Annotated in this window: 20 protein-coding genes and 1 other annotated feature; of the genes, 17 read left to right on the top strand and 3 right to left on the bottom strand. The window is 47.5% G+C overall.

Going from position 1 to position 22,592, the window contains the following annotated elements; all coding sequences use genetic code 11:
- The first annotated feature begins 464 nt into the window (after positions 1–464).
- From KNQ05_RS07635 to nrdG, 7 genes are all read left to right on the top strand, one after another.
- Complete coding sequence (locus tag KNQ05_RS07635) at positions 465–854, top strand: CidA/LrgA family protein (RefSeq protein ID WP_088836718.1); 390 nt, start codon at positions 465–467, stop codon at positions 852–854.
- Positions 847–1,527: an LrgB family protein gene (locus tag KNQ05_RS07630; RefSeq protein ID WP_214805030.1), complete on the top strand. Its 681-nt coding sequence runs from the start codon at positions 847–849 to the stop codon at positions 1,525–1,527. The genes KNQ05_RS07635 and KNQ05_RS07630 overlap by 8 nt, the downstream gene beginning before the upstream one ends.
- Before the next feature lie 89 nt (positions 1,528–1,616).
- Complete coding sequence (locus KNQ05_RS07625; RefSeq protein ID WP_214767989.1) at positions 1,617–2,162, top strand: AAA family ATPase; 546 nt, start codon at positions 1,617–1,619, stop codon at positions 2,160–2,162.
- Positions 2,163–2,297: 135 nt separating this feature from the next.
- Entirely contained in the window at positions 2,298–4,283 is a 1,986-nt protein-coding gene (locus tag KNQ05_RS07620; protein WP_251132423.1) for an ATP-binding protein, read from the top strand.
- Positions 4,284–4,401: 118 nt separating this feature from the next.
- Complete coding sequence (locus KNQ05_RS07615) at positions 4,402–4,854, top strand: NUDIX hydrolase (protein WP_214805010.1); 453 nt, start codon at positions 4,402–4,404, stop codon at positions 4,852–4,854.
- Positions 4,855–4,992: 138 nt separating this feature from the next.
- Complete coding sequence (locus KNQ05_RS07610; RefSeq protein ID WP_214805008.1) at positions 4,993–6,828, top strand: anaerobic ribonucleoside triphosphate reductase; 1,836 nt, start codon at positions 4,993–4,995, stop codon at positions 6,826–6,828.
- Complete coding sequence (gene nrdG / locus KNQ05_RS07605; protein WP_214805006.1) at positions 6,800–7,270, top strand: anaerobic ribonucleoside-triphosphate reductase activating protein; 471 nt, start codon at positions 6,800–6,802, stop codon at positions 7,268–7,270. The genes KNQ05_RS07610 and nrdG overlap by 29 nt, the downstream gene beginning before the upstream one ends.
- Before the next feature lie 113 nt (positions 7,271–7,383).
- Here nrdG and KNQ05_RS07600 read toward each other — a convergent pair whose 3' ends face one another.
- Entirely contained in the window at positions 7,384–8,856 is a 1,473-nt protein-coding gene (locus KNQ05_RS07600) for a DHA2 family efflux MFS transporter permease subunit (protein WP_214767340.1), read from the bottom strand.
- 179 nt (positions 8,857–9,035) lie between these two features.
- On the opposite strand from KNQ05_RS07600, the gene KNQ05_RS07595 reads away from it, so the two are divergent.
- The 10 genes from KNQ05_RS07595 to KNQ05_RS07550 all read left to right on the top strand — a co-directional run bounded on the left by KNQ05_RS07595 (position 9,036) and on the right by KNQ05_RS07550 (position 20,854).
- Positions 9,036–9,944 carry a TetR/AcrR family transcriptional regulator gene (locus tag KNQ05_RS07595; protein WP_088836727.1) on the top strand — a complete coding sequence of 303 codons (909 nt, stop codon included), beginning with the start codon at positions 9,036–9,038 and terminating at the stop codon, positions 9,942–9,944.
- A 65-nt stretch (positions 9,945–10,009) separates the two neighbouring features.
- Complete coding sequence (locus KNQ05_RS07590; RefSeq protein ID WP_029333221.1) at positions 10,010–11,455, top strand: SulP family inorganic anion transporter; 1,446 nt, start codon at positions 10,010–10,012, stop codon at positions 11,453–11,455.
- A gap of 87 nt (positions 11,456–11,542) precedes the next feature.
- Positions 11,543–12,370 carry a fumarylacetoacetate hydrolase family protein gene (locus KNQ05_RS07585; protein ID WP_214767342.1) on the top strand — a complete coding sequence of 276 codons (828 nt, stop codon included), beginning with the start codon at positions 11,543–11,545 and terminating at the stop codon, positions 12,368–12,370.
- A gap of 247 nt (positions 12,371–12,617) precedes the next feature.
- On the top strand, positions 12,618–13,364 hold the full coding sequence (locus tag KNQ05_RS07580) for a DeoR/GlpR family DNA-binding transcription regulator (protein WP_029333224.1): 747 nt from the start codon (positions 12,618–12,620) through the stop codon (positions 13,362–13,364).
- On the top strand, positions 13,361–14,281 hold the full coding sequence (gene pfkB, locus KNQ05_RS07575; RefSeq protein ID WP_214771809.1) for a 1-phosphofructokinase: 921 nt from the start codon (positions 13,361–13,363) through the stop codon (positions 14,279–14,281). Before KNQ05_RS07580 ends, pfkB begins: the two co-directional genes overlap by 4 nt.
- Positions 14,282–14,300: 19 nt before the next feature.
- The gene (locus KNQ05_RS07570) at positions 14,301–16,235 is read left to right on the top strand and encodes a PTS fructose transporter subunit IIABC (RefSeq protein WP_214805003.1); all 1,935 of its coding nucleotides are present in this window, start codon (positions 14,301–14,303) and stop codon (positions 16,233–16,235) included.
- 382 nt (positions 16,236–16,617) lie between these two features.
- Positions 16,618–16,941: a hypothetical protein gene (locus KNQ05_RS07565; protein ID WP_088836730.1), complete on the top strand. Its 324-nt coding sequence runs from the start codon at positions 16,618–16,620 to the stop codon at positions 16,939–16,941.
- A gap of 195 nt (positions 16,942–17,136) precedes the next feature.
- Positions 17,137–18,282 carry an FUSC family protein gene (locus tag KNQ05_RS07560; RefSeq protein ID WP_088836731.1) on the top strand — a complete coding sequence of 382 codons (1,146 nt, stop codon included), beginning with the start codon at positions 17,137–17,139 and terminating at the stop codon, positions 18,280–18,282.
- A 63-nt stretch (positions 18,283–18,345) separates the two neighbouring features.
- Positions 18,346–18,549: a binding site (T-box leader), on the top strand.
- 59 nt (positions 18,550–18,608) lie between these two features.
- A complete protein-coding gene (locus KNQ05_RS07555; protein WP_214805001.1) occupies positions 18,609–20,258 on the top strand; it encodes an aromatic amino acid hydroxylase in 1,650 nt (549 codons plus the stop codon).
- An 83-nt stretch (positions 20,259–20,341) separates the two neighbouring features.
- Entirely contained in the window at positions 20,342–20,854 is a 513-nt protein-coding gene (locus KNQ05_RS07550) for a pyrophosphohydrolase domain-containing protein (protein ID WP_353048375.1), read from the top strand.
- Between the two features lie 391 nt (positions 20,855–21,245).
- Here KNQ05_RS07550 and KNQ05_RS07545 read toward each other — a convergent pair whose 3' ends face one another.
- Positions 21,246–21,530 carry an MGMT family protein gene (locus KNQ05_RS07545; RefSeq protein WP_088836734.1) on the bottom strand — a complete coding sequence of 95 codons (285 nt, stop codon included), beginning with the start codon at positions 21,528–21,530 and terminating at the stop codon, positions 21,246–21,248.
- Positions 21,527–22,498 carry a cation diffusion facilitator family transporter gene (locus KNQ05_RS07540; protein WP_214804999.1) on the bottom strand — a complete coding sequence of 324 codons (972 nt, stop codon included), beginning with the start codon at positions 22,496–22,498 and terminating at the stop codon, positions 21,527–21,529. Before KNQ05_RS07540 ends, KNQ05_RS07545 begins: the two co-directional genes overlap by 4 nt.
- Positions 22,499–22,592 lie beyond the last annotated feature (94 nt).

Raw genomic sequence — 22,592 nt, 5'->3', positions numbered from 1 at the left:
GTCAACGAAACGTGACGCTTTTTAGGTAACACTATGACGGAAAGCCAGTCATGCAGACGGTTTAGGGCGCAATCCGTCTCGAATCGCTTTGAAGACGAGGCGAGACAGGGAAGCGCGACCGGATTGTCTTTCGTTATCGCATGTTCACGCTTCATAAGAGTTTGTCTACACGCTGATCGCGTGAAAATGCGCATTTTCCCATAGGAGTCAACGCAAAAGCGAAGCTTTTTGGGATTACACCGAAAAAAAGACATTTTAGAGCGTGTTTCGTCTTGAATCGCTTCATACACGTTCGTCTGTTCAACAACAGTTCTTGATGCTTAAAGCTGTACTGTATCAAGAAGTATCCTTTCAATTCGTGTGAGAACGATTACATCAAACAAATTGACTCATTTCATTGATTGTTCACAAACAGAAGCGGATAATGAACAGTGAATTCGGTTTATACAAGGGGAAAAGGAATTATGTCTACAAAAATGCGCACACTTCTTTCATTGATTGGGCAAGTGATCCTGATCACTTGTTTTGCGACAATCGGTGAACTGATCAGTAAAAGCTTTGACTTAGCGTTACCGGGGAATATCGTCGGACTTTTGTTGCTCTATTTAGCGCTCAAGGCAAAGGTCGTCCAAGTCAAACACGTTGAACGGGGCGGCCGGCTGTTGCTGCTCATCATGCCGTTGTTCTTCGTTCCGGCATTGTCGGGAATCATGGACTATGCGGTATTCTTACGCCAGAACGGCTTACAGATCGTATTGATTGTCATCATGAGCAGCTTGCTGACGCTCGTCGGTTCTGCCTACATCGTCGATCGGCTTGCTCATCGAAAAGATGGGGTGACGCCACGTGATTAAGGCACTATTTTGGTTGATTCTGACGATTGTTATCTTTTTGATTGGATTTGCCGGGTATCGGCGGTATCCACGAGTCTGGACGTTACCGATTTTGACCGTGACGGCAACAATGATTTTGATTTTATCATTGACGGGTGTATCCCACGCGACCTATATGACTGGCGGACAGTATTTGACGAAAATGCTCGGTCCTGCCATCACCGCCTTCGCGATTCCGCTTTATACGGTCCGTCACCACGTTCGGCGTTTCTTGCCGGAAATCGGGCTAGGGGTCGTCATCGGGACGAGCATCGCCTTGACGTCAGATATCCTGTTCGGACTGTTGTTACATCTCGGACGAACGACGAATCTGGCACTGCTCCCGAAATCCGTCACGTTGCCCGTCGCCTTGTCGATTTCTGAGCGTTCGGGTGGAACGGTGACCTTAACCGCGACGTTCGTCCTGATGACAGGGCTCGTCGGTTCACTTGTCGGTCCACGCTTGATGACGGGGTTAAAGATTCGTCACTTCGTCAGTCGGGGTGTCGGACTGGCTTCGATTGCGCATGTCATGGGTGCAACCAAATCGATGACGCTCGACCAACGGGAGGGTGCGGTCGGATTGCTGACGATGGTCTTGACGGCGATTTTTGCGAGTGTCCTGGCACCTTTCATCATTCAGTTTATTTATTAATATTTCTGTAAAGCTGTCCGACGGTTGAAACCGGCGGGACGGCTTTTTCGTATGTACATCATGCTAGGAAAAGGGGAGACGGGGAAATCATGATTATCTGGATTAACGGGACATTTGGAGTAGGAAAAACGACGGCGGCTAAGGGATTACAAAAAAGAATACCGGGATCTGATATCTTCGATCCGGAATCAGTCGGTCAGTTGTTGAGAGAACAATTACCGTCGACACGCACGTATAGCGATTTTCAAGATGAACCGTTGTGGCGGGAACTGACGCGGGTGATTCTCGAACGAAGCAATCAATCCGGCAATCGGACGGTCATTGTACCGATGACGGTGACGAACCCGACATATTTTGATGAGATCGTTGGTGAATTAAGACGCCGGGGGCACCTGGTCCATCATGTTTCGTTAATGGCCTCTAGCTCTACCGTGAAACGACGTTTACTTCGACGATTTGAACGACCGGATTCCTGGGGAGGGCAGCAAGCAGATGCCCGCATTCAAGCATTGACTGATCCGCTTTTCAATCAACACATCCAGACTGATCGACTGACGAAGCAAGGGGTAGTTGATGCGATTGCGCTAAGTTGTGACCTGCATGTAGCACCGCCATGTCGTAAACGTCTCTTTTGATGATTGATTCACCCGAATTCAGGGAATTAACAGGGAGGTACGAGATGGGTTAAAGACATCCCTGTATTTTTTGAAGATAAGTAGGGGGATTTTTTTATGAGAAACTGGATGACCGAAAAGATAGGAAGACAACTGATGGCGATTTTTTATGGGGTATTTGCGATTGGGGCATTGACGTCATTTGCGAGCTACCTATATATCGACGGCGCAGCAAGTCAGACGAAACGTCAAGTACTCGACCAATTAGAGAAAACACAATGGTTCTGGTTTTTGAACTTACTGATTTTCATTTTGTGTCTTGTGTTCATCGTCAGACCGATCATCAATCGGTTGACGGAACAGCTGCAAGAGCTGACGAAGAAAAGTCACCGTCTTGCAGAAGGGAAGTCGATTTCCTTAGAATATGACCGCCAATCGAATAACGAAGTCGGTCAATTAACTGACTCCTTTTACGAAATGGCCGATTCAATTTCGTCCCAACATACCGATCTATCACGACAAAATCAGGAGCTCGAACAAAAACAAGATGATTTGACCGGTAAGCAAAGAGAACTCGAACAGTCTTTGACGGCAACACGATCGAATGAATTGCACTTGAAAGATCGGAATGAATTGATTGAGACATTGGCTTCCAAAGAAAGTTTATTTGATTTTTCTTCCGTCATCAGTACGATTGTCCGTTTGACGAAAACGGAGTTCGGGGCATTACTGTTCATCAAGAATAATGAGATTACGTCGGTTGTACCAAAAGAGATGACCGATGAGCAGCAAGAGAGCTTAAAAACGGAATCGTTACTGTTGAAACGGGTCATGGTCTCAAAAGAAAGTGCACAATCGACGAAGCAAGTGACCGAAGATCGGTTGCTAGGTTACCCGTACTACATTCATGAAGCGGTCATTCCAATCATGGACCCGGCAAAAGATGAATTGATTGCTTGCCTTTATTTAGCACGATTTGATGAAGCGTTCACGGAACATGACATCACCGAACTGGCATCGTTCGCAAAACAGATTGCAATTTCACGGATGCGGATGACGTTATATGAACAGATGGACTATGAGCGGGCTGAAACGGCGCAACTGTTAAATTCTGTCCGAGAAGCGATATTATACGTCAAATATGAAGAACGAGTGATACTCGGTAACCGAGCATTGTTTGAAATCTTCCAGTCGCTTCAGATTGAGGAAGAAACAGATATGACGACGTTTCTTGAAGTGAATCCCGAGACGATGTTCGAACAGATGGATCAACGAGAGGCATTCGCAATGTATTTCGAGAAGGTCCTCGCTGGTCAGATTCCGACAGACATGTTTTCTTTATCGATTGACGACGGCACATACTTTATTCAAGTCTATGCTGAAGGAATCGTTCATGAGGGACAACCAATCGGGACAATCCTCGTCTTCCGGGATGTAACGCCTGAAACAGAAGTCGACCGAATGAAGTCCGAACTCGTTTCAACGGTCTCGCATGAACTACGGACACCCTTATCGTCCATTTATGGTTTTACCGAGCTGATGTTAAAACGGGATTTAGGTCCGGATCGGAGTAAACGGTATTTACAGACAATTCATGACGAATCAAAACGCCTGACTGATCTCGTCAGTGATTTCTTGAATGTACAACGAATGGAATCAGGCAAGCAGTCATACGAGAAAGAGGTATTTAATCTCCTCGATGTCGTCAAAGAGCAAATTCAGTTTCATCAGGCGACGACGGAACGGCACAACCTTCAACTCGATGCGGATCAAGGGCAGACATTCCTAGTAGAAGCCGATCGCAACAGCATGAAGCAACTCCTCGGTAATTTATTAAACAATGCCGTGAAGTACTCGCCGGACGGCGGTGAAATCATCATTGGTTTACTCGAGCATGATGCAAACATCGAACTGAGTGTCCGCGATTTTGGTGTCGGGATTCCTGTCAGTTCGACGCCGCACCTGTTCAGTAAGTTTTATCGCGTCGACAACTCGGATAGTCGAAAAATTGGCGGAACGGGACTCGGATTGTCAATCTGTAAAGAGATCGTCCGTGAGCATGACGGAACGATTGAAGTCGAGTCCGTCTTAGGTGACGGGGCACTCTTTAAAGTCATGTTACCGAACGCAACTAAAAAGTAAGCAGGCTACCTGTCTCTTCAACAATTCATTTTGTTGGAGCGGCAGTTTTTTTGTAGGGGATGTTTAAGGTCATCGCGAATGACTAAACAGAAACGAGTAGCTGAAAGGGGATTAAACAATGCGAGAATGGTACGGTGCAGCAGCAGTTTGTGTCAATGAGGAAAATCAAGTATTGATGGTCAAAAGTTATGGTTCTGAGGCGTGGGCCGTCCCGTCCGGTGGAATCGAGCCGGGAGAGACGGCAGGCGAATGCTGTGTGCGGGAAGTCATGGAAGAGACCGGGTATCCCGTAAAGGTTAAACAGAACCTATTTACGAAGCAGACCGTCATCCAAACGATTCAAGTTGAAACGACCTATTTTGAAGTCATCCGAATCGGTGACAGTCAAGGGATCAACGACCCGGACGAAACGATTGAACAGATAGCGTGGATGTCGCGTGCTGCACTCGACACCATTGAACACATGTATCCGGAAGATGTTCTTTTTTTGACGGAGTGGCTCGACGGTCGTGAGAATCCTCATAGCGCTCCGAAAGTTCAAAAAGCGTGCCTGGAGCTGAAGAATACGTAAATTCTACAACCATTTCGTGAAAAATGAGTCCGTTCACTTGCAAAAAATCAAAAGTATGCAGGGATTGCTGATGCAGAATCTTCCTAGATATAGTAGTCGTACAGACAGAAATAAAGCGACAGCTAGGGAGTGATAATGATGGAAGTGAACACCTTGTACCGACAAGTGATTGAGGAACCAACGACTAACCATATCCAAGAAAATGCCAACATCGATGGCAAAGCACCGCTCGCGAAGTTAAACCGGATCGCGAGTACGGCGGCGCGGGCGATGATGGAAGACCTGCTCGTGACGCCTCGCGTTAAACAAGCGTTAGCGGACAATATCCTTTATATCCATGACGCTGACTACTATGTCACGGGAACGACGACCTGTTCTCAAATTCCGTTAGGCCGCTTACTGACGAACGGGTTCCAGATGAGTCACGGGTCAATTCGTCCGGCACAAGATATCCGTTCTGCGATGGCGCTCGCTGCAATCATTATGCAAGCGAATCAAAACATGCAGCATGGCGGGCAAGCCTTTCCGAATTTTGATACCGATTTAGCTCCCTTCGTCGAGAAGACATACGCACGTCAAATGAAGAAAATTAATCAGATTGCTCCGAGCTGGTCGAAGGCACGTCGTGCGAGATATGCGCGCCAAGAAGCATACGATATCACCTATCAAGCATGCGAAGCCTTTATTCATAATACGAATTCAATGCATTCACGCGGTGGCGGACAAGTCCCATTCATCTCGATTAATTACGGGACGGATACGTCGTTTTACGGTCGAATGCTAACAAAAGCCTTACTTGAAGCGACATTGGCAGGTCTCGGAAAAGGGGAAACGCCCATCTTTCCGATTCAGATTTTTAAAGTCAAAGCAGGCGTGACGTTAAATCCGGGTGATCCGAATTACGATTTATTTCAGCTTGCGACAAAAGTCACGGGAAAACGGTTGTTTCCGAACTTTGCATTTTTAGATGCCCCGTTCAACGTCAGCAAGACAACAGAAGAAGTTGCCTACATGGGTTGCCGGACGCGTGTTTTCGAAAATCGTCAAGGAGAAGCTTCCGTGACGGGGCGGGGAAATCTGTCGTTTACGAGTGTGAACCTCGTTCGTCTCGCCTTGACGAGTCAAACGGTCGATCATATGTTTGCGACATTGACTGATCATACGAAACTTGCTTGCGAACAGCTGCTCGAGCGTTATCAGTACCAAGCGAATCGACGGGCGGAAGAATTTCAGTTTCTTTATCAACACGTCTGGCGCGACGGGGAGACGCTTCAACCGACCGATCGCGTTGAGCCGGTCCTGCGTCACGGGACGCTTTCAGTCGGATTCATTGGTCTCGCGGAAGCGCTCGTCGTTTTGACGGGACATGATCACGGCGATTCAGCGATTGCCCATAACATCGGCCGGGCGTTGATTCAGACGATGCGTAACGTTGTCGATCAATTCGGGGATGAGACGGGATTGAATTTTTCACTGATTGCGACACCGGCGGAAGGATTGTCTGGAAAATTCACGGCGCATGATGTCGCAAAGTTTGGTTTGATTGCCGGTGTGACGGATAAAACCTACTATACGAACTCGTTCCATCTTCCAGTGACGGCAGCTGTAACGATGCGTCAAAAGATTCGCCTCGAAGCGCCGTTTCATGCCCTTTGTAACGGAGGACATATCACCTATGTCGAGACGGATGGAGCGCTCGCAGAAAATCCGCAAGCCGTCGAGGATATCGTCCGGATGATGGTGGCAGAAGGCATTGGCTATGGCTCAATCAATCATCCAATCGATCGTTGTTTGACCTGTCGGACGGAACAGACAATCGAGCAGACGTGTCCGGTCTGTGGCGGAGAAGACATTGAACGGATTCGGCGGATTACGGGATATCTCGTCGGGACGATGGCACGCTGGAATGAAGCCAAACGGGCGGAAGAACAGGACCGGGTCTACCATGGTACGACTGCTATCCATCGTCGCTGATTCGGTCGTCGATGGTCCCGGCTTACGGACGGTCATCTTTTTCGCCGGTTGTCCACATCGGTGCCGAGGCTGTCATAATCCATCGTCGTGGTCGCTTGCAGCAGGTGCAACCTACTCGACTCCTGACGTCATCAAGCGGGTCGAGGAAATCGAATCAAAACGGATTACGCTGTCGGGGGGTGAACCGTTCGCTCAAATCGAAGCACTTGAACAGCTCGTCCTGGTATTGCGACCGGACTATGAGATTTATTTGTTCACCGGGTATCGGATTGAAGACTTAGTTAAAGATGAACGCGCGTGTCGAATCTTACGGCAGGTGGATTGTTTGATTGACGGACCCTACATGGAGCAGCTCCATGATACGAGCCTTGCCATCCGTGGCAGTACGAACCAGCGGATTCTCTCCGCCAAACAGATTGAGGAGTATATCAAGAACAGATAGCGGACGGACTGTAGACAACAAAAAAACGCCGATGCTCCCATGTTTCATCCGGAGTCATCGGCGTTTTCATGTCTATTCTTTTCATTCATAACGGAAGGAAGCGAAAGCTACCGTTACGCATATTTTTTTTCGGCGACCGGTTTGACGACCGATAATGTTTCCGATGGACGCTTTTTAATGAAGAACGAAAGGATTAAGGCGAACAAGGCGAGCAATGTCGCGATGAAGAACGTATCGTTAATCCCTTCGACCATTGCTTGTGTCATGATCGTTTTCGGTGCTGTCGTCGGTGTTGCGTTCGCAGCAAGATCCGTTGCGTAACTCGCTGTTCGTGATGTCATGACGGAAATGAGTAAGCCGGAACCGATTGCTCCTGATACTTGCGATAACGTATTGTTGAGTGCCGTACCATGTGGTGTCAAATGTTGTGGAATATGATTGAGACCGTTCGTCATGACGGGCATCATCACCATTGAGATTCCGAGGAAACGTAATGTGTACATGATGACGAGGAACGAATACGCTGTATCTGCCGTCAAACGACTGAAGAAGAACGTTGTTAAGACTGTCAACGACAATCCGATGATGGCAAGCACCCGGGCACCGAACCGGTCAAACAAACGACCTGTGATCGGAGACATAAACGCCATGACGAGTGCACCGGGTAACATCAAGAGTCCAGAGTGGAACGGGGAAATCCCGCGAATCGTTTGGACATAAATCGGCATCAAGATCATCGCCGAGAACATCGACATGTTAAGGACCATCGAAATCCCTTGTGATAAAGCAAACATCGGATATTTAAAAATCCGGAATTCAAGCATCGGTTCGTCGAGACGTAATTGTCGTATAATGAATGAGACGAGACTGATGACGCCGACTGTTAAGGAGCCGATGACAGCGAATGATCCCCAACCGGCTGAACCGGCTGAACTGAATCCATACAACAACCCACCGAATCCAAAACTGGACAACACGAGTGACAGGCGATCGATGCGTAAACTGCTTGTGACGACTTCTTTTTTTAGTAAGAAGAAACCAAGAACAAGAACAAGTGCAGCAATCGGTGTCACGATGTGGAACAGCATCGGCCATTCGTAATGCTCAAGGACCCAACCGGACAGAGTCGGACCGATTGCCGGTGCAAATGTGATGACGAGTCCGAAAATCCCCATCGCTTGTCCGCGTTTCTCGATTGGGAAGCCGGTGATCAAGACGTTCATTAATAAAGGCATCATGATAGCAGAACCAGATGCTTGTAACATCCGTGCACCGAGTAAGACGGGGAAGAGCTCCGTTTGACCCGCGACGATGGTTCCAATCGTAAATAAGCTCATCGCCGTTAGAAACAGCTGGCGGGTTGAGAACTTTTGGACGAGAAAGGCAGACGTCGGAATCATGATGCCGTTGACGAGCATATAGCCCGTTGTCAGCCACTGGGCCGTACTGGTTTGAATATCGAGCGAAACCATAATGGAAGGTAAGGCGATATTTAATAGCGTCGAGTTGAGGACGGCAACGAACGCGCCTGCCATGAGGACAGCTAAAATAAGATAAAGTCGAGATGATTGCTTGGTTGATTGCATTTCGTTATGCTCCTTTTATACTACGTGTCTAATTTGTTATACTTCAATTCTACAACTTAGCTATCTTACCGCCTGAAGCAAAACATTACAAATTATTTGCTTTATACACTAAAATAAAAAAGATTGAGGTAAAATCGAATGTACTCAAAAAGATCTTTTACTAGAAGAGGGATTAGAAAATGAACCCAAAAAAGAAACAACTCCTGGATGCTGCATATCGTCTCTTCGTTGAAAAGGGATACCAGTCCACATCGATTCAAGATATTCTCGAGCATAGTAATGTCTCGAAAGGGACGTTCTATAACTACTTTTCATCGAAAAACGAATTGTTCATCGACGTATTTAACGTCGTCTTTGAAAAAATGCGTAATGTTCGAAAAGACATTTTGGTCGGACGCGACGTGTCGGATTATGAGACATTCATCCAACAAGGTAACTGTTACCTTGAACTGATGCAAAAATATAAGCTCTATACCTTGTTTGAAGAAGCTGTCGCTTCGAACGAAAAAGAACTGAAGGCGTTCATGGAAAAGAACCGATTACTTGAAATCGAATGGACCTATCACCGGATGCGTGATTTGTTTGGCGAGGAAAAAGCACCATACTTGCTTGACTTCGCCGTCCTTTATACAGGGATGCTCCAATACGCGATGTATTTTTTCCGTCAATCGGAAAAAAATACACAACCGGAGCGGGTCGTCCGTTACGTCTTTAATCGGTTGACACATTTCGTCGACGACGTCAGTCGAACGGAAGAACAATTGATTCCACCACGTTTCCTCTCCGTTTGGCTCGATCGTCCGCAAGATGAGGTCGTCATCCGGAAAGAACTGTTCGTAAAAACAAATGAACACATGAAACGGTTGATTGGCTTGTCGGCGATTTCAGACGCTTCAAGGGAAGCACATAACGAAGTGCTTGATTTTGTCTATGAAGAACTGCTCGAACGAAAAAAACCAAAAATTCATCTCCTCCGTCGTGCCCTCGATACGCTCGACGAGGATCCAATCTTCTGTGGACAGGACATCATGGCGACGTATAAAGAAATGGTCGATGAAATCGTGATGATCCGGACAAAATCACAATGAGTCTTGTTTGCGTCCCAAAAAGGTACTATGATAGGAAATAGACAAAAAAAGAAATGAGGAATTATATGTTTTCACAATGGAGAAAGGAATGGCTGCTGCAACCTAAAACAGACATTCTATCTGGAATCGTCGTCGCCTTGGCACTCGTTCCGGAAGCGATCGCCTTTTCCTTGATTGCTGGCGTTAACCCGATGGTCGGGCTGTATGCTTCCGTCATTATTGCGATCATCATCTCAATCGCCGGTGGTCGACCGGGAATGATTTCAGCTGCGACAGGTGCGATGGCACTCGTCGTCGTCCAACTCGTCAAAGATCATGGCGTCGACTATTTACTCGCTGCCGGGATTCTCGCCGGGGTCATTCAAATCGTGCTCGGTTTTTTAGGCGTTGCGAAATTACTTCGCTTCATTCCGCGTTCCGTCATGGTTGGTTTCGTTAACGCGTTAGCGATTTTAATTTTTTCGGCACAACTGCCGCAGTTCGAAGGACAAAACTGGATCATGTACGCAATGGTCGCAGCGTCGCTCGCCATCATCTTAATTTTCCCGCGCTTTACAAAAGTACTGCCGGCACCACTCGTCGCGATCACGATTATGACGATTTTGACGGTCGTCTTTTCACTTGATACGCGCGTCATCGGTGATATGGGACAAATTTCTGCGTCACTACCGAGCTTTTTCTTACCGAACGTTCCGTTTTCACTCGAGACGTTACAAATCATTTTCCCGTATGCCTTATCACTCGCTTTCGTTGGTTTGATCGAGTCACTCTTGACGGCACGAATCGTTGATGAGATGACGGATACGACATCAAACAAGGCGACGGAATCACGTGGACAAGGAATCGCAAATATCGTTGCTGGATTCTTTGGCGGGATGCCGGGCTGTGCGATGATCGGTCAATCGGTCATCAATGTCACATCAGGTGGACGTGGTCGTCTATCGACCTTTACAGCAGGAGCATTCTTGATGCTGCTGATGGTTACGATGAATGACTTATTAATGACGATTCCGATGGGGGCACTCGTCGGTGTCATGTTCTTTGTATCGTATGCGACCTTTGATTGGGGTTCATTCAAAATGTTGAAGAATTCACCGAAAAGTGACTCTGCTGTCATGCTCGCGACAGTCATCGTGACGGTCTTGACGGATGATTTATCGATGGGGGTACTCGTCGGAATCTTGCTTGCAGCGATTCTCTTTGCGTCAAAAATTTCGCGCATCAACATGACACGTCGTGTTGAAAACGATCAAGTCACGTATCAAATCAATGGACCGATTTTCTTTGCCTCGACGACGACATTTACTGAACAGTTTGATATCGTAGCCGATGCACAAATGAAACAAGTCGTCATTGACTTTACGAACGCCCATTTATTTGATGATTCCGCGACGGAAGCAATTGAAACGGTTGTCTTGAAATATCAGGCAGCAGGGACGAAAGTAGAACTCGTTGCATTAAATGAAGAATCACAAGCATTAATCGATCGGTTAGCGCACCGGATTGCATAATGAAGGACCGTCAGGATGAAAATCTTGACGGTTTTTTTGTATACATGACCGGGTGAACGGTATACTAAGAAAAAAGGGGGAGTTTTCATGAAATGGTTTCGATTTGAACAAGAAGGACGGGAACGGATTGGAGTGGAGTCGGACGGACACCGGTATGACGTGACGACACAAGCCTATACGGATTCATTGCTCGAAGTCATCACACGGGGGTTTGAGATGGATGTTGATTTAGACATCGCACCATTGATTACAGAAGATGTCCGCTTGCTCGCGCCGTACGTTCCGATGCGTAACGTCATTTGTGTCGGTAAAAATTATGCCGACCATATTAAAGAAATGGATACGGCAGGGGCAGGGAAATTTGTATTGTTCACGAAGGCGCCGAGTGCAATCGTCGGGCCGTTCGATTCCATTGAACGCCATGCTGATTTAACGAATCAGCTGGACTATGAAGGCGAACTCGCCATCATCATCGGGACGACGGGGCGTGATTTGACACCTGAAAATGCACTGGACCACGTTTTTGGCTACAGCATCGTCAATGATGTGACGGCGCGTGACCTTCAAAAAGAACACGTCCAGTTTTTCCGCGGGAAGTCGCTTGATGGTTTTTGTCCATTCGGTCCCGTTATCGTCACGAAGGATACGTTTGATCCGACTGACGTCCTGGTCGAGACGCGTGTCAACGGGCAAGTGCGTCAATCCGGTTCGACGAAGTTGATGATTCGTGACATCGTGACGATTTTGACGGAAGTCTCGCGCGGGATGACACTCGAAGCAGGAGATATCATTGCGACAGGGACACCAGCTGGCGTCGGTCATGGGATGAAACCCCCAGTATACTTACAGACAGGGGATATCGTCGATGTTTCGATTGAAGGAATCGGTCACCTTCGCAATGAAGTCAAGGCATAAAGCACAAACCTAACTGAAGTTGAAAGGCTGATTTACCTGTCTTTATAAACCGTTCACTCGTTGAACGGTTTTTTTGTGTAAACCGTCATATTGTGACCGTTTTTGGTGTATAATTAGTATGAAATCGACATTAATGTCGAATAAAGTCGTGAAATGAATGTTTTTTAGAGAAATAAATAAAAAAATGAACGTTTTTGGTTGATTTTTAAATGTAAACGCTTTATATTAAAGATGCGGAGGGAAACCAATGTTAACGAAAAAACGCCATCAGCTGATTCTTGAGCTACTCGCTCGAGAAGAAGTCGTCAAAATGCAGACGATTGTCGAACGGACGGGAGCTAGTGAATCGACCATCCGTCGCGATTTATCACAACTGGAAACTGCTGGTCACTTACGCCGTGTTCACGGGGGAGCGACGGCAAACCATCTGCAGATTGATGAGCCGAGTTATGTCGAGAAAACAGATCGTTTCGTCGATGAGAAAAATCAAATTGCCCGAGCGGCGGCTGATTTAATCGAAGACGGCATGTATGTCTATCTCGATGCTGGAACGACGACGCTTGCCATCGTTCCTTATCTCGAACAGAAGGCGATTACGGTCGTGACGAACAGTCTTCCTCTTGCGAATACGTTACTCTACCACCGTATCCCGACGTTCGTCGTCGGAGGGCAACTCAAGCATTCGACGCAAGCACTGGTCGGCTACAATGCACGTGAAGGAATGTTGATTTACCACTTTGATGTCGCATTTCTTGGGATGAACGGCGTTCATCCGACGCAAGGGTTTACGACACCAGATCCGGAAGAGGCACTCGTAAAGAAGACAGCGATTGAGTTAGCGAAAAAATCGTATGTGTTGGTCGACGAAACCAAGTTGGATGAAATCAGTTTTAGTCGCGTTGCACCACTTCGTGCGGCGACGATTATCACGATGGCATCGAACGAACAAACAGCGAAATACAGTCAATATACAGAGGTGGTGAACGCGAAATGATTTATACACTGACACTCAACCCATCAATCGATTATTACGTATCGTTACCGGTATTTGAGGCAGGACAAGTCAATCGTGTCGAACAAGCAGAAAAAGTAGCAGGTGGAAAAGGAATCAACGTTTCACTCGTCTTAAAAAATTATGACGTCGAGACAGAAGCACTCGGTTTTTTAGGCGGAAGTACGGGACAATTCATTCGAAGTGAACTTGAAAAACAAGGCGTACTGACAGCTTTCACACCAATTGCTGACGAAACCCGGATTAACGTTAAAATTCGTGCCGATCAAGAATCGGAACTAAATGCAGCAGGTCCAGTTATTCAGGATGCAGAACTAGAGACGCTGCTCGCAACATTCGAAACAATGCAGTCAGGTGACATCGTCGTCTTCGCCGGAAGTATCCCAAGCAGTCTTCCACATGATTTATACAAAAAAATTGCACTCTTATTAAATGAACGCGGTGTTAAATTTGCCGTCGATACAACTAAAGAAGCAATGCTCGAAGTGCTGCCGCTCGGTCCATTCATGATTAAACCGAATCATCACGAACTCGGGGAAATCTTTGATGTCGATATCACATCAAAAGAAATGGCCGTCCCGTACGCCCAACAGCTTGTCGAACGAGGAGCGGAAAACGTCATTATTTCCTTTGCAGGTGACGGGGCAATGCTCGTCAACAAGCAAGGGGCTTACACGGCGAATACGCCAAAAGGAAAACTCGTCAACTCGGTCGGAGCAGGGGATTCACTCGTCGCAGGGTTCGTTGCCAGTCATGCACTCGGACGTCCGCCGGAAGAAGCATTCCGGTACGCCGTGACGACAGGAAGTGCTTCCGCGTATTCGTTCGGATTATGTACAAAAGCAGACATCGAACGGTTATTGACCGATGTCGAAGTCGTTGAACTCATTCAATCATAATAAAGGAGTGTGACTACTCATGAAAATTACAGATCTGTTAACACGCGATACGATTAAACTGGATTTACGTTCTGATACAAAAGCAAGCGTTATCGATGAGCTTGTTGAAATACTTGATCGTGCTGGTAAACTAAACGACCGGGATGCTTACCGTGAGGCGATTTTAGCACGTGAAGCACAAAGTACGACAGGGCTTGGTGAAGGGATTGCGATTCCTCACGCAAAAACGGCTGCCGTTAAATCACCGGCAATCGCGTTCGGTCGTTCGACAGGACTTGATTATGAAGCACTGGACGGACAACCAAGTCGCTTGTTCTTCATGATTGCAGCTGGAGAAAATGCGGACAATGCCCACCTTGAAACACTCTCGAAACTATCAGTCTACTTGATGGACAACAACTTCCGTGACACGATTCTCTCGGCTCGTTCGGAAGATGAAGTCATCGCGGCCATTGAAGCGAAGGAACGGGAAGAAGAAGGTCCTGTTGATGTGACACCGGAAACGGTCGATCAAAACGCACCTTACATCCTCGCTGTAACCGCTTGTCCGACAGGAATCGCCCACACGTATATGGCAGCAGATGCTCTCCGTCAAAAAGCGGAAGAGATGGGTGTCCGGATTAAAGTAGAAACGAACGGTTCGACAGGTGTTAAAAACGGTCTGACGGATGCTGACATCCAAGAAGCGACAGCAATCATCGTCGCTGCAGATAAAGCAGTCGAAATGGACCGCTTCAATGGCAAGCACGTCGTTGAAGTACCAGTCGCACAAGGAATCCGTAAACCAAAGGAACTGATTGATCGCGCCGTCAAACAGGACGCTCCTGTCTATAAAGGCAGCGGGTCAGGAAACAGCGGTACACCAGCACGTGGTGGATTCTACAAACACTTAATGAGTGGGGTTTCAGCGATGTTACCGCTCGTCGTCGCAGGTGGACTCTTAATCGCAATCAGCTTCTTCTGGGGAATCAACTCGTCAAACCCGGATGACCCGACGTATAACCAATTTGCAGGTCAATTGATGTCGATTGGTCAAGCCGCATTCGGTCTTTTAATTCCTGTCCTTGCTGGATTCATCGCGATGTCAATCGCTGATAAACCAGGTCTCGCACCAGGTTTGATTGCCGGTTTCCTCGCAAGCCAAGGGAATGCAGGTTTCCTCGGTGGTCTGATTGCCGGTTTCCTTGCAGGTTACGTAGTTCTAGTTCTTGTTAAAGCTTTGAAAGGTCTTCCGAAAGCTCTTGAAGGAATTAAACCAGTCTTGCTTTATCCATTGTTCGGTTCATTCATTACCGGTATGATCATGTTGCTCGTCATCAACGAACCGGTTGCAGCCTTCATGACATGGTTGACAGATTCACTTAACGGACTTAGTGGCGGTAACGCAATCCTCCTCGGTATGCTCGTCGCAGCGATGATGGCAATCGATATGGGTGGTCCGATCAACAAAACAGCATACGTCTTCGGTACGGCAGCACTTACAGCAGGGAACACGGAAGTCATGGCTGCGGTCATGGCAGGCGGTATGGTGCCACCACTTCTCGTCGCGTTCTCATCAACATTGTTTGCACGTAAGAAATTTACACCGCAGGAACGTGAAGCGGGTATCGCAGCTTACGCAATGGGTGCATCATTCGTTACGGAAGGTGCGATTCCATTCGCGGCAGCAGATCCACTTCGTGTCATCCCGTCAAGTGTCATCGGTTCAGCAATCGCTGGTGCACTTACAATCGTCTTCGGCGTCTTACTTCCGGCACCACACGGCGGCGTATTCGTCTTCCCGTTACTCGACGGCCCTTCAGGCACATTGATGGCAGCACTCAGCTACGCAGGTGCTATCTTAATCGGTGCACTTGTCGGAGCGGCAATTCTCTCACTTTGGAAGAAACCGCTCGTCGATCAAGAACTCGCGAAAAAAGAAATGACATCTGGAACAGCTACAAAAGCATCGTAATCAAAACGAAATCACCCTCAGTCCGCTGGGGGTGATTTTTTCTGTTAGGAAATCCTTCTATCCAGCGTACAGACAAAGTGGTGTTGGAGGATAAAAGCTTCTTCCATTTCCGTTGCTTGCCTCTTGCCAGTGCGTGGTCACGCACTTTTCCCGTAGGAGTCAACGAAAAAACGAAGCTTTTTAGGCGATACCGCTAGAAAAAGCAAATCAGACAGTCGATTAAGAGCGCGTTCTGTCTTAAATCGTTTTAGGATTGCCACAAAAGGCGATTCAAGGAGCGAAAGGTGGGTAAACATCACGTCAAAACTGCTGTTATAGTAGTTTGTTTATGAGCTAGATTCATTTAAAGTAAATAGAGAAGAGAATGAAGGGGGGAAACGTCTTGAAAAAAATCATGATTACTAGTTTGACTTTATTTTTAATGATAGGCGGTTTTCTTTTTATAAACAGGGGAGTAGATAAAGAGTATGAAGAAGACGTCAGAGAAAAAATTGTAAACTATATAAACAAAAAGTATGGCGAAGAAAATATTGTTTCAGTAAAATCTGCGTACGACGATAAACATAGAGAGAAAGATAAGAGATATAAGATTGCCGTCAAAATTACCGGTGAAGGATTGAAAGACGATGAATATATGGTTTTTCGCTTGAATGATGGAAAGGTAGTCGAGGAAGGCGTGACCACTGCTTTACCAAAGGAAAATTAGTAAAGTTAGGTTAGATTTTTCTTGTTTTCCATTAGACTAAGTTCGGAGCTAGTCCTTTTCTATATTCTTAAGGAAGATTGTGTGTTAAAGATATGAAATCACCCTCAGTCCGCTGGGGGTGATTTTTTTATTGCGTTTTCATGATATTAAAGGAAGAATAGAGGGCATACTTACATTATGAAGGAGGGATCAACTATGGGGGGTCAATCCTTACAAATTGGACCACGTACCATCAAAACAGGACTAGCCGTTATTTTGGCATTAGTTATTAGCAATCTCTTTAACTTAAGCCCGATTTTACCAGGGATTTCGGCAGCAACGACATTGTTGCCTTCTGTTTATCAAACATGGAAACAATTTTTAGAAGAGGCGGAGGCCAACTTGATCGGTGCCTTTTTAACGTTACTCGCCTTATGGATTCTCGGAGCGAATCCTGCGAACCCACTTGCGATCGGCATTGTCATCATGGCAGCCATTTCCATCCTGCTGGCGTTCGGATTCGGTCGGACGATTCCTCACGTCGTCTTGATGATCATCGTTATCTTGGAGAGTGTCGAAGGGGCGACAGAGCCGTTATGGCAAATCGTTTTGATACGGTATTTACTCGTGATGCTCGGGATTGCGTGTGCCCTCGGTGTCAATGCATTGATTTTCCCGCCACGGTACGGGAACGTTTATTATCAAAAAGCCTCAAAACTATTTGAGAAGCTGCTCGTCGTCACGCGGGCAATCGCTTTTGAAGGGAAGGTCGCTCCGTATCGCCCGGCAATCGATAAAATGAGTAAATCCCTACGCGAGACACAACAATTATTTAACTTGCACCGGGAGGAAGTACGAGGAACACGCCAAAAACATGTCCCGTTGCTTCGTAACATCATCATCTTACAACACATGCAGTCGTGCTTGGAACGGAGTGTCGCGACAGCGGAACGTTTCCGTGAGCGGGAACAGGCCCTGTCGAACATCGCCGATGACTTACGCAGTGAATTGTTCTACCACGTCATGCATATCGCCCAGCGGCAGGAGAAAGTCCTGTTGACGTATGATTTATTGTTGACGGAAGAACCGCTCGCGATGGAAGACTTAGTGAAAGAAAATATCGCCTTCGTTAAACATTCTTTTCTCGATCGTGATGAGCTCGAAGAAGAAGAAATCATGGAAATTTTACCGATTGTCGTCGCGATGAATGAATGGATTCAAGAACTTGAAGCTTTTGAAAAACGCCTTCATGGCGCGTTAAAACGGCATGCGACGTCATTATCGATTGAACAGAAATCGGTCCGGGACAAAACATTTAATCGGTTTAAACGTAAAAAAGCCATTGACGAAAGCCAAAAGTAAGCGTATAGTCCTTCTTAACAGCACTTTAGTTGCTAAAAGCGTAACAGCATAACAGAGCGAAAGACGTAGACGAGGACGAAACCGAAGTAGAAACAATCTCCCTGTTTCAGAGAGCACGTGGCGCTGCGAACGTGTACACAGATTGAATCGAATTACAGTTTCTGAGTCTCTTGCGAAGCAAGCGGAGAAAACCGTTATCCCGTAATGAAGTGATTCGTGCGAAGCATGGATTATCAGGGTGGTACCGCGGCTTTCGTCGTCCCTGTCGGACTTGATGTCCGACAGGGACTTTTTGTTGTTTAATTTAATCCAAGGGGGAACTTCATATGTCTACACCAATCATTCCAAGTCACTTACAACCACACGTCGCACCACAGCATTACGAAGATTACACACCAACGGATCATGCGGTCTGGCGCTACGTCATGCGCTTGAATTTAAATACATTGCAACATACGGCACACCCGGCGTACCTCGAAGGGCTTGCTGCTTCAGGAATCAGCCCGGAACGTATTCCTGATGTCCGCGAAATGACGGCGAACCTCAGTCGCGGTGGTTGGGGAACGGTCGCCGTCGACGGTTTGATTCCGGGTGTCGCCTTCTTCGACTTCCAAGGACACGGTCTCCTGCCGATCGCAACCGACATTCGGAAGGTCGATAACATTCTTTACACGCCGGCACCGGACATTCTGCATGAAGCGGCAGGACACGCACCAATTTTGATGAATCCGACGTACGCTGAATTTGTCCGCCGGTTCGGTGAAATCGGAGCACATGCCTTCAATCATAAAGCAGAACATGATGTCTTTAAGGCGCTGAAAAAATTAACGATTGTCAAAGAAAGTCCATTTTCAACACCGGAAGACATCGAGCAAGCTGAAATCGCACTCGCGGAAACACGGACCCATGTCACAGGGATTTCGGAAGCCAATGAAATTTCACGCCTCTTTTGGTGGACGGTCGAGTTTGGTTTAATCGGTGATCTTAACGACCCGCAAATTTACGGGGCAGGTCTTCTGTCCTCAGTCGGGGAAAGCCGCCACTGCTTGACGGATGCCGTCAAGAAACATCCGTTTTCACTCGAAAAGGCACTCGCAACAAAACATGACGTCACGAGCATGCAAAAAGAATTGTTCGTCTGTGAGTCCTTTGAACAACTGCGTGACGCGTTAGAAGAGTTTGCACAGACGATGTCTTACGTCCGTGGTGGACGCCACGGTCTCATCAAGGCGGTCGAGTCCGGTAACCTGTCGACGCTCGTCTTTGCATCCGGTCTTTCGCTCGTCGGTGTTCCGGCAGCACAAGAAACGTTTGAAACACTTGATCTCGTTCGATTTACTGGGCCGACGGCACTCGCTGCGAATGGCGAAGTGTTAGACGGTCAATCACAGGCGGAGCACCCGAACGGATTTACACTCTTGCACGGAGAAGAATTGAACGCGGTTCTCGAGCAAGTCGAAGTCGGCGAGCAACTCGAGTGGATGGAAGGGACGTTACAATTGACGGGGCATATCGCAGCAATCGAGCAAGTGAACGGCAAACGTGCCATCGCCGTCCTGAAAGACGTTCGATTAACGAAAAACGGTGTGACGGAGCAATTCGATCAACTGGATCTCGTGATCGGTGCGATTACGTCAACCTTCCCGGGAACAGAAGTCGAAGCCTTGAAACCGATTCCGGAAACCGTTGAATTTGAACGGATCGAACGTCCATTGACGGCAGCTGATCCGATTTTCGAAGCTGTCCGGGCCATTCGTGAAGGTCAGGCGAGTCAGTCGCGTCTGTCACAGCTGATTGATCAGACACTTGTCCAGTTACCGGATGCTTGGTTACTCCGGCTTGAACTGCTTGAACTGGCAGATGAAGTCGACCAACCGCGTCTCCTTGACGACCTCGAGCGCCTGAAGCAGACATCACCGGAACGCGACGAGTTAATCACGCGTGGCATCAAGATGCTTGATCTCGTACATGCATGAAGTGGATGTTCGAGAAATCTGTCCAAACCTGTTAAAATGAATACGGTTCATGGATGAAACGTAAACATAGGGGAGTGGACAGTGTGAAACAACCAAATTATTTTCAAGACGTGAAACAGTTCCATCAAACATTTAATCACCCGGGAGCGGAACGACCAACCCCGCTCGAACTCGAGCGTGGCATCAAACGGGCAACTTGGACGACAGAAGAAGCAGCAGTCGAGTTTCTGCATCAATCGTCTCGGGATGAAGCGGAATTTTTAGCAGCAATCGATTCCCTCAAAGCAGGGATTGACCGGGCTGTTGAAAAATCATTAAAAGAAACCTATCCGACGACTTCCGTCGAACGCCTCGTAGGTCAAGGTGATGCATTGACGGACGCACTTTACTTCATCATGGGTAGCTTTGTCGAAGCAGGGCTCGAACCGGGACCTCTCTTTGAAATCGTTCAACGCGCGAACATGGCGAAACTCGGGCCAGACGGTCAACCGATCTTCCGAGAATCCGATCAAAAAGTCATGAAACCGGACGGTTGGTTGCCACCGGAACCGCAACTCGAGGCCGAAGTATTACGGCAGATGGATGAAAAAGCATAAGGATGGACTACGATCGAACAAAAAGAACCACTTCCGCTTAGTTAGGGAAGTGGTTCTAGTGTATAGACGAAGTGATAGCGGGAGATAAACGCGTCTTTTTTCGTTGCTTTCCTCGGGCGAGGCGCAAGCCGTTGCTCCTTGCTCCTAGCGGACAACGAGCAGGGTCTTGCATGCCTCTGACAGCGCAAGGACCTTGCACTTTTTCCCGTAGGAGTCAACGAAACGTGACGCTTTTTAGCGGGATCGTGAGAATGCAGACAGTGTAGCGCGCGTTCCGTCTTGAATCGTTTTAAACTTCATAAGTGTAACTTCAGACTGAAACCACTTCCGCTTAGTCAGGGAAGTGGTTCTTTTTTTGAAAGTGAGTAAATATCCGTCCTCTACAATCAGCTTACATTTGATAATCCGGCAGCACGAGCTTTCCGTCCGATTGAAAGACGATTCCTTCCGCTTCGAGGGCCAATTGCTGTTCAATCCCTTGCGAAATTTCACCTTTGGCGTTGACGACGCGATGCCATGGTAAACGTTCCGCCTGACTCATACTATGCAGAATCCGGACGACTTGGCGAGCGGCCCGTGGGTTTCCAGCGAGGCGGGCGATTTGACCGTATGTTGCGACACGTCCTGCAGGAATCGCACGGATGATCGTCACGACGTCCTGCGTGAAGGGGGTCATCGTTCTTCGTTTGTCGAGACGATGTATTGCTGGACTTGATCGTCCTCATCGAAGCCGATCGTGACGTCGGTGATGTCTTGTTGGATCCGGAGTTGCAGTTCGAGTCGGTCTTTAATATCGTCCGCTTGCGCTACGGTCATCGCCGGATCGATTTCAATCTCGACTTCGACGTGGAAGTGGTCACCTTCTTTGATGACTTCAAGTTTACTGATATCACGGACGTCCGGATCTTGCATGATTAAACCACCGAGCCGTGCCGCCATCGTTTCATCGGCTTCACCGAGCGCTCCGGCAGCGTTTTGCAAGAAGACGTTACCGACGACATAAAACATCATCAGACCGATGAGGACAGAGGCGATTCCTTCCGCTTGATGATAAGGTGTCACATGTGAGATGACGACGGCGATCATCGCGACGATGCCACCAGCCGTCGCGACTAAATCTTCTAAGAAGACGAGTCGTGTCGCAGGCTTCGCTTGTTTTAATGATCGAAAACTTTCGAGAATCAGACGTGGTCCTTTTGCTGTCAGTTTGGCATCGTGGGCAATTTCTTTCATCGCCTTAAAGAAGACAGCACTTTCAAGGACGACACCGGCAAATAAGACGGATAGGGTGATCCAGAAGCCCGTTGACTCCGATGGGTCGATAATGTGTCCAATCCCTTCATGAATCGTTTCGTAAGCCATGATGCCGACGAATAAAATTGCGCCGAGCAGAACGAGGTTGACGAGTCGACCGAAGCCATTCGGAAAGCGTTTTGTCGGTGCTTTTTTACTGAGCGCTGAACCGATGAAGACGAAGAACTGGTTCGCGGCGTCGCCAAGTGAGTGCATCATCTCGGCGAACATCGCAACGTTTCCGGTTAAGGTGTAGGCAATGATCTTGATGATGGCAATGATGGAGTTGACGATTCCGGCTGTTAATGCCGAACGATTTCCTCGTCGTAATAACGTAATGAATTCTCCCATGAGTGTGCTCCTTTTGTTAACAAACTATAGTAATAGTAGTAGTCTACACTAAATCGATAGGAGAGACTAGAAAAAAACCGCTCCGCACAAGGCG

This window comes from Exiguobacterium sp. s125 (genome assembly GCF_018618605.1).
GTDB lineage: Bacteria > Bacillota > Bacilli > Exiguobacteriales > Exiguobacteriaceae > Exiguobacterium_A > Exiguobacterium_A oxidotolerans.
Note: the sequence above shows the minus strand (reverse complement) of the source record. Positions and strands in the feature narration are given on the sequence as shown.